Source organism: Trueperella abortisuis, assembly GCF_030811095.1.
In the GTDB taxonomy this organism is placed as follows: Bacteria; Actinomycetota; Actinomycetes; order Actinomycetales; family Actinomycetaceae; genus Trueperella; species Trueperella abortisuis.
In genome coordinates, this window is sequence record NZ_JAUSQL010000001.1 from 467,454 (window position 1) to 482,028 (window position 14,575).

Sequence of the window (14,575 nt, forward strand, 5' to 3'; positions counted from 1 at the left end):
GTGTGCGGGGTAGGCTGGGCACTAGCACTCAGGCACCGCGGACGCGGCCGAAGAAAAGGGAAGTGGAATGACGGGTATTCACACCAGCGGCGCGAAGCATCTGGTTCTGGCGAGCGGACGCGCTCACCCCGAGCTTGCGAAGGCGGTGGCAGAGGAACTCGGCATCGAACTCCTGCCCGTCACGGCCTACGACTTTGCCAACTCCGAAATCTATGTTCGATTCGACGAGTCGCTGCGCGGCTCCGACGTCTTCATCCTCCAGTCCATCACCGTCCCGGTTAACAAGTGGATCATGGAGACCCTCATCATGGTCGACGCCGCCAAGCGCGCCTCGGCCAAGCGCATCACCGTCGTCGTGCCGTCCTACCCCTACGCCCGCCAGGACAAGAAGCACAAGGGCCGCGAGCCGATCTCGGCCCGCCTCATGGCCGACCTGTTCAAGACGGCCGGCGCGGACCGGATCATGTCAGTGGACCTGCACGCCGCCCAGAGCCAGGGCTTCTTCGACGGGCCGGTCGACCACCTGTGGGCCATGCCCACGCTGGTCAACTACGTGCGCACCCGCATCGAGCCGCACAAGTCCGTGATCGTCTCACCCGATGCCGGCCGCATCAAGGTGGCCGAGCAGTGGGGTGAGCGCCTCGGCGGCGTCCCGCTCGCCTTCGTCCACAAGACCCGCGACATCACCCGACCCAACCAGGCCACCGCCAACCGCGTGGTGGGCGACGTCGTGGACCGCACCGCCGTCATCGTCGACGACCTCATCGACACCGCCGGCACTATCACGGGAGCCGTGCGCGTGGTCCTCGAAGCCGGTGCGAAGGACGTCATCATCGCCGCCACCCACGGCGTGCTGTCCGACCCGGCGGCGAAGCGCCTCGCGGAATGTGGCGTGCGCGAGGTGATCCTCACTGACACGCTACCGATCCCCGTGGAGAAGCGTTTCCCGCAGCTGACCGTCCTGCCGATTGCGACAGTTCTGGCCCGCGCCATCCAGGAGGTCTTCAACGACGGCTCGGTGACTAGCCTGTTCGACGGGGCGCACGCCTAGCGTGGACGTGCGCACGGGCGTGGGCTTGGCGCTCTGCGTTGGCTCGCGCCCCGCTCAACCAGCTACGTCGAGGAACCCTCCGCTAAGTCGAAGCTCATCCACGAAGCGTTGCCTTAACGGATTAGAATCATCGCGTCGCCAGATCACTGCCACCTGCGTCATGATCTCCTGCCTAACACGCACGTACTTGACGTTTGGTATGCCAACGTGCCGGGTGGACAACGGCATTACCGTCACGCCCATACCAGCTCCTACAAGTCCGATTGCTGTCAGAGTCTCCGTCACTTCTATCCTTCTCCGTGGCTCGTAGCCTGCCCGCCGATACATTGACTGGGTCTGCTCAGCCACAACGGATCCTGAATGTGCGGGAAACACGATGTGTGTATCATTGGCAAGCTCACTGAGGTCAACGATCTTTTGGTTCCCACACCTGTGCCACGCGGGCAACACGGCAACGAGCGGGTCGTCGTACAAGGGACGCCAGTCAACGTGTGCAGACCTCACCGGAGTTCGCCCAATTCCGATATCCGTGCGGCGCAACTCGAGAAGCTCCTCAATTTTCTGGGTAAATCCTTGGCTACCGATTTCAATTGTCATATCTGGGATACGTTCAGAAAGCCGCCGCAAAATGCTGGGTAGAACCGTCGTCCCCACGGAGCCGATGAACGAGAGGTGGATTCGCCCGGAACTACCCGTCGCCTGGGCCTGAAGCCGTCTCGAGGCTGACGAGAATTGATCAAGAAGTACAACCGCTTCGCGGTGCAAAGCGCGCCCTAACTCCGTCAGTTCCAGATTCCGAGTATTGCGAATAGCGAGCCGCCCACCTAGCTCCTTTTCCAGTGCCGCCAAGCGTTGTGAGACTGCGGCCGGCGAAACGTAGAGCCTCTCGGCGGTGCGCCCCACGTGCAGTTCTTCTGCAAGCACCACAAAGGTTTCAAGCGCGACAAGGTCCCTCATGGTTCACCCACCTCTCAGCATTCAGCAAACCTAACCAATCGATCGAATTGTTTAGCTGAACTTAATGATTATTAACTCTACACAACAAGCCAGTGACAATGATCCCGTTTCGACACAGAATTTCATCCGATGGACCACAAGGCTATTGGGATTGCCCTATTCCTTCTGGCAAATCTTGTCCTTTGTAGCGACCTTCAAAGCTGAACGAGTTGCTACACAGTTAAACGAAAGGAGTCAGAGTGAACGCCGTAGCAAGCTTCTTCACAAATCTGATGCGTCGATGGCTTCCGGATCCGCTTGTCATTGCAATCATCCTGACGCTCCTGGCAATGATCCTGGCGATGACGTGGGGCGGCTCAACGCCGATGATGGTCGTTCAGTATTGGGGTGACGGATTTTGGAACCTGCTCGCATTTACGATGCAGATGACCGTCATCCTCCTGGCGGGTTACATGTTGGCTAAGACCCCGATCGTCGATCGCCTACTCGACCGACTGGCAGAAACTGTCAAGTCTCCACGCGCAGCCATCATTCTGATCACTCTTGTCGGTGGCATCGGTTCATGGCTCAACTGGGGTTTTGGTCTCGTTGCCGGTGGCATCATTGGCAGGAAGATTGCGGGACACGTCAAGGGCTTGCACTATCCGCTCGCCATCGCCGCAGGATATTCCGGCTTTTCGGTTTATGGTATCGGCCTGTCCGGAACGGTTCCATTGCTCATCGCCACTGAGGACAATTTCGTCCAGGAACAGATGGGTGGCACGGTTCCGTTGAGCGAGACCATCTTGGGACCTTGGGTCGGAGGGATGGCCATCGCCACCATCGTCCTCCTCCCGCTTTTCAACGCTTTCATGCACCCGAAGGATCCGTCGCAGATCAAGGAATACCGCCCCGCCGAGCATGACGTCGTCGTCGCCGAACTTGAACCACTTCCGGAAGATGAGAGTAGGCTGTTTGGCCCCCGTATGAACGACTCGCCTCTGTGGGGTATCCTCATCGGCGCCATTGGACTCGTCTACGCCGTCATGCACTTCGTCAACGGCGGTCAGCTCGATCTCAATATCGTCAACATCATTCTCCTCATGCTTGGCATGTTGATGTTCGCTCGCCCCCGCCATTACCTCCACGCTCTGAACGACGCCGTCAAGGTTGTTGCCGGCGTGATCGTACAGTATCCCTTCTATGCAGGCATCATGGCCATCCTTGTGGGGTCGGGACTAATCGTGTCCTTCTCGGAACTGTTCACTAGCATTTCCACTGCCGAAACGCTGCCCCTCTGGTCTTTTATTTCTGGCGGAATCACGAACATCCTGGTCCCTTCCGGCGGCGGCCAGTTTGCCGTTCAAGGTCCAGTCATGCTGGAAGCTTCCAACGCCCTTGGGGCGAATAACGCTGCTGTTGCGCTGGCCGTGCAAATCGGCGACCAGTGGACCAACCTCGTTCAACCCTTCTGGGTTGTCCCCGTTCTGGCAATTACCGGCTTGAAGCTCAAAGACGTCATGGGATACATGGTTTTGATCCTCGCGTTCGTCGGGGTGATCTTCGGCGTTGGAGTCGGTCTTTGGGGCTTCCTCGGATAAATTCGAAAGGAAAATGACATGACGCGATGGGTATGCAAGCCCGAGGGCTCGAACTGGGGCCGTTGGGGCAACGACGACCGATACGGCACGCTCAATCTTCTGAGCAACCATGCACGCAAATTGGGGTTCGAATCTGTGCGAGAGGGCAAGGTCTTCGTCCTGAGCCTGCCTCTGAATCTCCCGGGCGGATCGAAAATGAACCCCAACCGCAAACCACCTGTCCTTCGCCCAAATTTGCGTGGGGGCAAACCCAACTTCCTTTGCAAGCTCGGGCAAACCTCTCGTTTCACTGACGTGCTCTCCGACGATTTTGTCGTCCTCCACAACCAGTACTCGACACAGTGGGATGCCCTTGCCCACGCCGGGATGCTTTTTGATGCCGACGACGACGGCGAAGCTGAGATCGTCTTTTATAACGGATTCGGCCCTGAATCCATGCGCGGCCCGGACTCCCTTACCGGGGCAGGCTTCGATTCGCTTCCGGGTGATTCAACCAGCAATATGGGGCCGTTGAGCATCGACGCCGTTGCAGAAACGGGTGTACAGGGTCGTGCCTGGCTCATTGACCTGCGCCACCATTTTGGCGAGCAACGTAGGCGAATAGGCCTGCAGGATCTGATGGAAGCCTTCAGAGCAGACCACATCTCTCCTCAACCGGGAGATATCCTCACGTTCCACACCGGCCTCGCGGAGAAGATCATCGAAATGGCTGGTAACCCTGACCCCCGCGTATTTGAGAGCTACGGGGCCGTTCTCGATGGAACAGATCAAGCGCTTCTGAACTGGCTACGCGAGAGCGACATCGCGGCGATCGCCGCTGACAACTACGCAGTGGAGCACGTGATTGCCAGCGGTGCGTCCTCCGAGCAAGCCCCGATGCTTCCCCTGCACGAACACTGCCTCGTCAAGTTGGGAATGCCACTTGGTGAATTGTGGCGTCTGTCCCCGCTTGCTCGCCATCTGCGCAAGCGTGGTTCGTTCTCGTACCTATTGACCGCCCCGCCACTCATGTTGCCGGGCGCGGCCGGGTCAGCTGTCACACCAGTCGCAACAGTTTAAGGAGTACACGTGAATAACAGAGTCTTGATTACCGGCGGAGCACAGGGTATCGGTGCGGCGATCGCGGATCGATGTGCGCAGGACGGTTATGACGTCGTCGTCCTCGACCGCATCGATAACCCGCGCCACCACACGATCCTCGTGGATCTTTCCGACGCCGATGCTACCGAGGTTGCACTCAGCCAGGCGCTTGAAACTGGAGCTATCACACGGCTCGTCAATAATGTCGGAGCTGTATTTCCTGCGCCAGCCGACGAACAAACCCTCGAGCAGTTCGACATGGCGCTCACGCTGAATGCACGGACTGCAATGCAGTGCGCACAGGCTCTCAAGCCGGGCATGGCGGCGGCTGGATTCGGCCGTATCGTTTCAATGTCCTCCCGAGCCGCACTTGGCAAGGCCGACCGCACGGCGTATGCCGCTTCAAAAGGTGCGCTCCTGTCAATGACACGAGTGTGGGCGCTCGAATGGGGTGCCTGTGGTATTACCGCGAACGCCATTGGTCCTGGGCCGATCGCGACGGAACTCTTCATGAAAGCCAATCCGCCCGAAGCCCCCAAGACACAGGAGATCATCAATTCGCTTCCGGTACGCCGGATGGGAACTCCAGCTGACGTGGCGCACGCTACTTCTTTCTTCCTCTCGGAGGGGGCCGGCTTCATCACCGGACAGGTCTTGTACGTATGTGGCGGTATTACGGCCGGGAAGGCACCGCTATGAGTGTTGCAATTCTTGGTGCCGGCGCGATCGGCGTATCATTCGCCGCGCGTTGTTGTGCGAATGGAATTCCGGTGTTCCTGCTAGAAAGCAACTCTCACCGTGCGCAGGCGGCGCGAAGCGAATTTGCCGAGCGCAAACCCACGGAGTCATGGGCCGAGCTGGCTATCACAGATAACCTCGGCGAGGCAGTCTCTGACGCATACTTCGTCATCGAGTGCATCACCGAGCGACTTGACGCCAAGCGCAACCTGTTTGCCGAGCTTGACCCTCTTATCGATCCGGATAGGACAACAGTGGCCTCGAGCTCCTCCGTGTTCTTGCCTTCTGATGTCTTTTCAGGATTGAACCTGGCGCGTTCGGCGCTTGTCGCCCACCCGCTTAATCCACCAGAAGCAATCCCCATGGTCGAACTTGTTCCCGCTCCCGCCACAAGCGCTGAGGCGATGAAAGCCGCCGAAGAGTTCTATTCTAGGATCGGGATGTCACCCGTCAAGCTCAATCGCGAGATCGCCGGTTACGTCTCCAATCGGCTTCAAGCAGCGCTTCTGCGCGAAGCCTATCTATTGGTGAGAGACGGAATCATCAACGCTGACGGCGTCGATACTGTCGTGCGAAGCGGGCTTGGGCGTCGCTGGGCGTTCTACGGGCCGTTCGAAGTGGCAGACCTCAATACTCGCGGCGGTATCGACGCTCACGCCGCCCGTCTGGGAGACGCCTACGGCAGGCAGGCTGAAGAACGTGGCAGCACCAACCCGTGGCGCGACCGGGATCTTATCGAATCAGTAACCAAGGAGCGTCGGCATCTGCTCCCCATCGACGAGTGGGATACCGCGAACGCGGAACGTGAAGCGAAGGTTCGAGCCCTGTCTGAACTCATCGCCAAGCTGGAGGAGAAGTAATGCCGTACCTCATTGGCACACTCGTGTCATCGCTGACGGCGCACGCGGCATCGTCACTGACATCGGTGGAACGTATATCCCAGCTGTCGAAATCCCTCACGAATACGTCGCGGCAATCCGCGTCTGACTGATAGCAACGAAAAAGGATCACCATGGAATACCTCGTCGAAATGGAAGTCAAGTTTCCTGAATCTTTAACACCTGAGCAGGTCGCAGATTTCCAGGAGCGAGAGAGGCACTACTCGCAGAAGCTTCAGGAGGGTGGGGAGCTAAAGGCGATTTACCGCGTTGTCGGCAGGTACGCGAACGTTTCAATTTTTGACGTCGAGTCGAACCAGCATCTGCACGATACCCTCTCCGGCTTCCCGATGTATCCCTACATGGATATCAGGACTACGGCCCTGTGTACCCACCCGAACTCGATCCGATAGGACAAGAAAATGGCACATTTTGTTGAAGATGCCGCTGCTGCCCTCGAAGGCGTCAGCGACGGCGCCACCATCCTCATTGGGGGCTTTGGTGCGGCAGGTCAGCCCGTCGAGCTCATCGATGCGCTTATCGATACCGGCGCCACCGACCTGACGGTGGTAAACAACAACGCTGGCAATGGCGATGTTGGTCTCGCTCGACTAATCCAGCTTGGTCGCGTGAAGAAGATGATCTGTTCTTTCCCGCGACAAGCTGATTCGTGGCACTTCGATGCGAAATATCGTGCTGGAGAGATCGAACTCGAGGTTGTTCCGCAGGGGAATCTCGCTGAACGCATCCGTGCCGCAGGAGCCGGAATCGGCGCCTTTTACACCCACACAGGCTTCGGAACAATGCTCGCGGAAGGGAAGGAGACTCGCGAAATCGACGGCCGGCAATACGTCCTTGAGTTTCCCATCTTCGGCGATATCGCGCTGATTAAGGCTCAGACATCAGATCGTCTCGGGAACCTGCAATACCGTAAGACCGCCCGGAATTTCGGGCCAGTTATGGCCACGGCCACGAAGCGATCAATCGTTCAGGTCTCCGAGATCGTTGAGACCGGGCAAATGGACCCTGAAAACGTCGTAACACCGTGTATTTACGTTGACACAGTCGTCAAGATTGACACCGGAAATGGAGCAGAGTCATGAAGAATACGGATGCACCGCTGAGCCGCGAGGACATCGCAAAGCGTGCCGCGCAGGACGTTCCACCGTTGACGTTTGCAAATCTTGGGATCGGCATGCCGACGCTCATTTCCAACTATCTCAATGCCGATCAGAAGGTCATTCTTCACACCGAAAACGGCATGCTCAATATGGGGCCCGAGGCGCACGGAGATGAGGTTGATCCGGAGCTCATCAATGCCGGTAAGATCCCTGTGACCGAGCTCCCTGGGTCGTCTTATTTCCATCACGCTGATTCCTTCGCAATGATGCGGGGAGGTCACTTGGACCTGTGCGTCATGGGTGCCTTTCAGGTTGCGGTGAACGGCGACCTTGCAAACTGGCATTCGGGTAAACCCGATGCAATCCCCGCTGTCGGTGGTGCGATGGACCTCGCTGTGGGTGCCAAAGATGTGTGGGTCATGATGACCATGTTCACCAAAAAGGGCGAACCCAAGCTTGTCCGCGCTCTGACCATGCCTGTGACCGGTATTGGCTGCGTCAAGCGAGTTTACACAGATCTCGCGACCATCGAATTGACCGGCGCCGCCCCGATCGTCCACGACACCCACGGCGTTACCGTTGCCGAGCTATCGGAGAAGCTCGGCTTTGACCTTGTCGATGCCACGGAGGATTTCTAATGCCTGCATTCATTTACGACGCCGTTCGCACGCCATTCGGCAAGTTTGGCAGAGCTCTTGCCTCTGTACGTCCCGACGATATGTTAGCCACGACGCTCAAGCAGCTCTTGGAGCGACATCCCAACCTCGACCCTGCTCGAGTAGACGAAGTCATCGCAGGTAATGCGAATGGTGCAGGTGAGGAGAACCGCGACGTAGCGCGCATGTCCTGGTTACTTGCGGGCCTGCCCGTCTCGGTGCCGGGCGTCACGGTTAATCGCCTGTGTGGCTCGGGAGTCGAATCCGTCATTCAAGCCGCACGCGCTGTCGAGACCGGGGATGCCGACACCGTGATCGCGTGTGGTGTCGAGTCGATGTCTCGTGCGCCCTGGGTCATGCTCAAGCCGGAGCGGGCCTTCCCTGCCGGTGGTGCCAGTCTTGAATCGACGTCTCTCGGTTGGAGATTGATCAATCCAAAAATGCCCGACCAGTTCACCGTGTCACTTGGAGAGGGAGCCGAGATCCTCGCGGATCGTTACGGTATTTCTCGCACTGAGCAAGACGAGTTTGCAACTCGTTCGCATCGCCGCGCTACCAACGCATGGGACGAGGGCCGTTACGACGCCGAAATCGTCTCACCGGGTGTGGATCTCGAACGAGACGAGACGATTCGTCCCGATACCTCGGTCGAAGGGCTATCCAAGTTGCGCACCGCTTTCCGGAAGGAGAACGGTACTGTCACCGCCGGTAACGCGTCCTCGCTCAACGACGGCGCAGCGGCAATGGTCATCGGTAACGAAAAGCTCTCAGAGGCAATGGGGGACCCGCTCGCTCGAATTATCTCACGTGGTGTGTCCGGCGTATCGCCAGAGATTTTCGGTATCGGTCCGGTCGAGTCTGCCAACATGGCACTCGAGCGTGCAGGCTTGACCTGGTCAGACATTGACCTTGTCGAACTCAACGAGGCGTTTGCAGCACAGGCGCTCGCATGCATGCGCGAGTGGAAGGATCTCGATCCAGACAAGGTCAATGTCGATGGCGGCGCGATCGCCATTGGGCACCCGCTTGGCGCGTCGGGAGGTCGTATCGTGGGCCACCTTGCCCACAGCCTCAAGGCGCGCGGCTTGAGGTATGGCCTGGCAACTATTTGTATTGGTGTCGGTCAGGGACTAGCAGTGGTGATTGAAGCACAGTAACTAACAGGGATGAGGGGAAGCGTAGAGTTTTCCCTCATCCCTTATGTTACTGTCTCAAGCGGGTCGAAATCGTCCTCGAGTTCCAAACGCGTATAAGCCCACGTCCTTCTTCGGAGAGCATGCGGCCTGCTTCTTCGATGAGATTCGCGACGCTGACGCTGTGAGCTTCGCCCGCTCAGTTTTCGGCGGCGCCCGCAGGCGGTAAGATAACGGAGTTGCCTCGGCGAGGGAAGCATGCGCTTCCGTTATCGACGCGGTGTCTATGCCTGGCGTAGCCTCCGTTTCGGGGCCATCCGCTCACAACGCGTGAGCCATCTAGAACAGGAGATAGACATGGAGAAGCAGATTCTCGAGATCACCGAGCGTACCGAGTTCGGAAAGGGCGCCTCGCGCCGTATGCGCCGCGAGGGCGGCCTGCCCGTCGTCGTCTACGGCCACGGCGAAGACCCCAAGCACTACGTGGTTAACTACCACGATGCCTTCCTCATGGTCCGCGGAAACGCGAACGCGCTCGTGACCCTCAAGTCGGACGCCACCGAGCAGCTGGTCATGGTCAAGGACGTCCAGCGCAACCCGCTCACCCGCAGCATCGAGCACATGGACCTTCTGCGTGTGAAGGCGGGCGAGAAGGTGGCCGTCGAAGTTCCGGTCGTCGTCGAGGGCGAGCCCGCCGGTGACGCCATCGCCACCATCGAACTCATGGTGCTACCGGTTGAGGTCCCGGTCCAGGAGATCCCGGAGGCGATCGTCGTCGACGTCGAGGGCGTCGAGGACGGCACCAACATCACCATCGCCGACGTGAAGTTCCCGGCGGACGTGACCACCGACCTGCCCGAGGACGAGGTTGTTGTGGTTGTGGCGGTCCCGCAGGTCGAGGCCCTGCCCGAGCCTGAGGAAGGCGCGACCGAGGAAGGCGGCGCCACGGAGGCTCCGGCCGAGGACGCCGAGTAAGCTAGCAACGCAAACTCTACGTGCAGGGCTCGCCGGTGGGGCGGGCCCTGCCCCACAAATTGCGATACTAATCCCGCAGATGTCACGCCAAAAACCGGAAATTGGTGTGACATCCGCGGGATTAACGCATCGGATGCGGGGCCGGCCATGGTCGCGGGCGGGCCACGTTGGTAAGGTTCGGGTGGAGGGAAAATGTTCGCAGTCATTGGTCTGGGCAACCCAGGGCCCACGTATGAAAACACGCGCCACAACATCGGTCAACACGTCGTCCACGAGCTGGCCCGCCGGGCGGGCTCCTCGCTGTCGGTGCACAAGCAGTCGAATACGCGAGCGGCCTCGGTGCGAGTCGGCATCGGCCCGGGGAAGCCAGGTGAAGCAGTGGTGCTCGGCGTGTCCAACGGCTATATGAACACCTCCGGGGGCCCAGTTAGCTCATTACTGAAATACTTCAAGATCGCGCCAGAAGACCTCATCGTCATCCATGACGACCTCGACCTGCCCTTCGGCCACCTCAAACTCAAACGCGGTGGCGGCTCCGGCGGCCATAACGGCCTCAAGTCGATCACACAGTCGCTGGGTACTCAAGACTACGTCCGCCTCCGCTTCGGCATCGGCCGCCCGCCGGGCCGCCAGGATCCCGCCGACTTCGTGCTCTCCCCCTTCACTTCCAAGGAGGACAAGGAGGTCGACGTGCTCATCGCCCTCGCGGCCGACGCCGTCGAAGACGTCCTCCTTCACGGCCTGGACAAGGCCACCATGCGCCTGCACAGCAAGTAACCGGGCCCACCCGCCCGCGCCCTCGCTACTTTCGTCACCTCGGCATCCCCATCGCTCCGGCAATCGTTAGGACCTCATGGATCTTCGACCCGTTCTCTCCATCCTCGCAGACCAGGACACGCTCTCCTCGCGCGCGAACTCCCGCTTCGCCGACTTCGGTATGCCGCGCGGCGCCTTCGCCCCCGCGATCGCCGAGCTCCTTGGATCGGGCGATGGCAGGCTGCAGGTGGCGGTCACGACCTCTGGCCGCGAGGCCGAGGACCTGCGCGACGCCCTGCGCCCCTACGTCCCGGCCGAGAACATGGCGATCTTCCCCGCCTGGGAGACCCTCCCGCACGAACGCCTCTCGCCGCGCTCGGACACCGTGGCCGAGCGACTGACCACGCTACGCCGCCTCGCCCACCCCGAAGACTTCCCCGAGCTGCGCGTGCTCCTCGTGCCCATCCGCGCCTTTCTTCAGCCGATCGCGGCGGGCCTGGGCGAGCTGGAACCGGTTCGCCTGGCGGTGGGCGACGTCGTCGACTTCGACGACCTGCAAGAACGCCTGGTCGCCGCCGCCTACGAGCGCGTAGACATGATCGAGGCCCGCGGGCAGTTCGCCGTGCGCGGCGGGATCATCGACGTCTTCCCGCCCACCTCCGACTCCCCGCTGCGCGTGGAGCTCTTCGGCGACGAGGTGGACGAGATCCGCTCCTTCGCCGTGGCCGACCAGCGTTCATTGGGCGACGTTGGGCAGCTGTACGCCCCACCGTGCCGAGAGATCCTGCTCACCGACGACGTCCGCTCGCGCGCCGCCGAAGCGCTCACGGAGCTACCGGGCGCGGTGGACATGCTCGACCGAATCGCGAACGGCATCGCGGTGGAGGGGATGGAGTCGCTGCAGCCGGTGCTGGTGGAGCAGATGCATCCGCTTCTCGACGAGCTGCCCGAGGCGACACGTATCATCATGGTCGAACCGGAGCGCATCGAGGCCCGGGCACAGTCCCTGCAGGAGACAACGCAGGAGTTCTTGGCGGCGGCCTGGTCAGCGGCGGCGGCCGGCGGCGATATCCCGATCTCGGTGTCGAAGGCGTCCTTCCTTGAGATCCCCGACGTGCGGGCCCACGCGATCGAGCTGGGCCTGGGCTGGTGGACGCTCGGCGGATTCGCGGGCCAGGACACCATCCAGCTACCGCTACGGGAGCCGCGCAACTTCGCCGGCGACGTTGATGCCGCCCTGCGCGAACTCGGCCACAAGGCGCGCGAGCAGTGGCGGATCGTCGTGGCGGTCGAGGGCGGCGGACTTGGGCGACGCCTAGTCGAACAGCTGTCCGACGCCGACGTGCCCGCCAGCTTCTCCGAGGACCTGGGCGAGGTGCGCCCCGGCGTCGTCGCGGTCGTCACCGCATCCGTCCAGTCCGGCTTCGTCGCCGACGCCGAGAAGTTCGCCCTGCTGGGCGCGAGCGAACTCATCGGGCGCAAGCGCTCCCGGTCGGCACAGCAGCGACAGATGCCGAAACGACGCAAGAACGCCGTCGACCCGCTCCAGCTCAAACCCGGCGACTACGTGGTTCACGCCCGCCACGGCGTGGCGCAGTTCGTCAAGCTCGCCAAACGCAAGCTGGGTGGGCCGAACGGGACGCAGCGCGAGTACGTCGTCCTCGAATACGCGCCCTCCAAACGCGGGCAGGCCCGTGACCAGCTGTGGGTCCCCACCGACCAGCTCGACCAGATTTCCAAGTACGCCGGCGGTGACGCCCCCACCCTCAACAAGATGGGCGGGGCCGACTGGGAAAAGACGAAGTCCAAGGCGCGGGCGGCGGTCAAACAGATCGCGAAGGAGCTCGTGCGACTGTATGCCCAACGGCGTGCCACCAAGGGGCACGTCTTCGCCCCCGACACCCCCTGGCAGCACGAACTGGAGGACGCCTTCGAGTTCGTGGAAACCCCGGATCAGCTCTCCACGATCGAGGAAGTCAAGCGGGACATGGAGGCGCCCGAGCCGATGGATCGCCTAATCTCCGGCGACGTCGGCTACGGTAAGACCGAGATCGCCGTGCGGGCCGCGTTCAAGGCGGTCCAGGACGGCAAGCAGGTGGCGGTCCTCGCTCCGACCACCCTGCTCGTCCAGCAGCACCTCGAAACTTTCCAGGAGCGCTACGCCGGATTCCCGGTCAAGGTGGCGGGCCTGTCGCGATTCCAGACGGAGAAGGAATCGGAGGACGTCAAGGACGGCGTGCGCCGCGGGGAAATCGACGTCGTGATCGGCACCCACCGCCTCATCACGGGCGACGTGCGCTTTAAAGACCTTGGCTTGGTGATTATCGACGAGGAGCAGCGCTTCGGCGTCGAACACAAGGAAACCCTCAAGCAGATGTACCCGACGGTGGACGTGCTGTCGATGTCGGCCACCCCGATCCCGCGCACGCTCGAGATGGCGGTGACGGGGCTGCGGCAGATGTCGACGCTGGCGACCCCGCCGGAGGAGCGCCACCCAATTCTGACCTATGTGGGGGCGCAGGAGGACCAGCAGATCGCCGCGGCCATCAAGCGCGAGCTGCTACGTGACGGGCAGGTGTTCTACGTCCACAACCGCACCGAATCCATCAACCGGGTGGCGGCGCACCTGGCCGAGCTCGTGCCGGGTGCGCGGATCGGGGTCGCGCACGGGAAGATGAGTGAGAATCAGCTTGAGACGGTCATCCAGGAGTTTTGGGACAAGGACATCGACGTGCTCGTGTGTACGACGATCGTGGAGACCGGACTGGACATCTCGAACGCGAACACGCTGATCGTGGAGAATGCCCACAAGCTCGGGCTCTCCCAGCTCCACCAGTTGCGCGGTCGCGTGGGGCGCGGGCGCGAACGCGCGTACGCCTACTTCCTTTACCCGCGCGATGGGACGATGACTGAGACGGCGATCGAGCGGCTTCGAACCATCGCGGCGCACACCGAGCTTGGCGCGGGATTCCAGGTGGCGTTGAAGGACCTGGAGATCCGCGGGGCGGGCAACCTGCTGGGTGGCGAGCAGTCGGGGCACATCGCCGGGGTCGGCTTCGACCTGTACATCCGCATGGTCTCCGAGGCCGTCGCGGAGATGACGGGGCGCGACACCCGGTCCGAGGCGGAGAAGGCGGCCGAGACCCGCATCGAATTGCCGGTTGACGCCTACGTGCCCGAGTCATGGGTGACCTCCGAGCGGCTACGGCTGGAGATCTACACCAAGATTGCGTCCTCGACGACGCGGGAGCAGCGGGCGGACATCCACCGGGAGCTTGTGGACCGGTATGGGGCCGTGCCGGCGGAGGTGGAGCGGCTCTTTACCCTCGCCGAGTTGCGGGAGAAGGTGCGCTCAGTGGGCATCGAGGAGGTCACGATGCAGGGCAACAACGTGCGCTTGGCGCCCGCGGTGTTGCCCGATTCGCGCCACGCGCGGCTTCGTCGCCTCTACCCCAAGGCGATCGCCAAGCCCGCTATCCGCACGCTGCTGGTTCCGTTGCCCGTGGAGAACGAACGTCGCCTGGGCGCTGCGAAGACGATCGAGGGCGACGCCGTGGTGGAGTTCGTGGAGAGCGTGATCGATTCGGTGATGCTGGCGAGCATCGGCAGCTAGGCAGGCGCCCGCGGGCCGGTCTGCCTGCCGAGGGTGA

13 protein-coding genes are annotated in these 14,575 nt (G+C 61.4%); 12 read left to right on the forward strand and 1 reads right to left on the reverse strand.

Going from position 1 to position 14,575, the window contains the following annotated elements; all coding sequences use genetic code 11:
• Positions 1-67: 67 nt before the first annotated feature.
• Positions 68-1,051: a ribose-phosphate diphosphokinase gene (locus tag J2S45_RS01925; RefSeq protein ID WP_270975074.1), complete on the forward strand. Its 984-nt coding sequence runs from the start codon at positions 68-70 to the stop codon at positions 1,049-1,051.
• A 54-nt stretch (positions 1,052-1,105) separates the two neighbouring features.
• On the opposite strand, the gene J2S45_RS01930 is transcribed toward J2S45_RS01925, so the two are convergent.
• Complete coding sequence (locus tag J2S45_RS01930) at positions 1,106-2,008, reverse strand: LysR family transcriptional regulator (RefSeq protein WP_296931443.1); 903 nt, start codon at positions 2,006-2,008, stop codon at positions 1,106-1,108.
• Between the two features lie 239 nt (positions 2,009-2,247).
• Between J2S45_RS01930 and J2S45_RS01935 the strand changes: the two genes are divergently transcribed.
• From J2S45_RS01935 to mfd, 11 genes are all read left to right on the forward strand, one after another.
• The gene (locus tag J2S45_RS01935) at positions 2,248-3,588 is read left to right on the forward strand and encodes a short-chain fatty acid transporter (RefSeq protein ID WP_296931442.1); all 1,341 of its coding nucleotides are present in this window, start codon (positions 2,248-2,250) and stop codon (positions 3,586-3,588) included.
• An 18-nt stretch (positions 3,589-3,606) separates the two neighbouring features.
• Positions 3,607-4,647, forward strand: a complete 1,041-nt coding sequence (locus J2S45_RS01940; RefSeq protein ID WP_307634374.1) for a cyclase family protein — start codon at positions 3,607-3,609, stop codon at positions 4,645-4,647.
• A gap of 9 nt (positions 4,648-4,656) precedes the next feature.
• On the forward strand, positions 4,657-5,367 hold the full coding sequence (locus J2S45_RS01945) for an SDR family oxidoreductase (protein WP_307634375.1): 711 nt from the start codon (positions 4,657-4,659) through the stop codon (positions 5,365-5,367).
• A complete protein-coding gene (locus J2S45_RS01950) occupies positions 5,364-6,266 on the forward strand; it encodes a 3-hydroxyacyl-CoA dehydrogenase NAD-binding domain-containing protein (protein WP_296931436.1) in 903 nt (300 codons plus the stop codon). The genes J2S45_RS01945 and J2S45_RS01950 overlap by 4 nt, the downstream gene beginning before the upstream one ends.
• Positions 6,267-6,418: 152 nt before the next feature.
• Positions 6,419-6,697, forward strand: a complete 279-nt coding sequence (locus tag J2S45_RS01955; RefSeq protein WP_296931434.1) for a muconolactone Delta-isomerase — start codon at positions 6,419-6,421, stop codon at positions 6,695-6,697.
• Between the two features lie 9 nt (positions 6,698-6,706).
• Positions 6,707-7,387, forward strand: a complete 681-nt coding sequence (locus J2S45_RS01960) for a 3-oxoacid CoA-transferase subunit A (protein WP_296931433.1) — start codon at positions 6,707-6,709, stop codon at positions 7,385-7,387.
• Entirely contained in the window at positions 7,384-8,043 is a 660-nt protein-coding gene (locus tag J2S45_RS01965; protein ID WP_296931431.1) for a 3-oxoacid CoA-transferase subunit B, read from the forward strand. Before J2S45_RS01960 ends, J2S45_RS01965 begins: the two co-directional genes overlap by 4 nt.
• A complete protein-coding gene (locus J2S45_RS01970) occupies positions 8,043-9,218 on the forward strand; it encodes a thiolase family protein (protein ID WP_296931430.1) in 1,176 nt (391 codons plus the stop codon). The genes J2S45_RS01965 and J2S45_RS01970 overlap by 1 nt, the downstream gene beginning before the upstream one ends.
• A gap of 333 nt (positions 9,219-9,551) precedes the next feature.
• Positions 9,552-10,169: a 50S ribosomal protein L25/general stress protein Ctc gene (locus J2S45_RS01975; protein ID WP_270975073.1), complete on the forward strand. Its 618-nt coding sequence runs from the start codon at positions 9,552-9,554 to the stop codon at positions 10,167-10,169.
• Between the two features lie 192 nt (positions 10,170-10,361).
• Complete coding sequence (gene pth / locus J2S45_RS01980) at positions 10,362-10,946, forward strand: aminoacyl-tRNA hydrolase (RefSeq protein WP_296932423.1); 585 nt, start codon at positions 10,362-10,364, stop codon at positions 10,944-10,946.
• Positions 10,947-11,022: 76 nt separating this feature from the next.
• Positions 11,023-14,538, forward strand: a complete 3,516-nt coding sequence (gene mfd, locus J2S45_RS01985; RefSeq protein ID WP_307634376.1) for a transcription-repair coupling factor — start codon at positions 11,023-11,025, stop codon at positions 14,536-14,538.
• Positions 14,539-14,575: the final 37 nt, after the last annotated feature.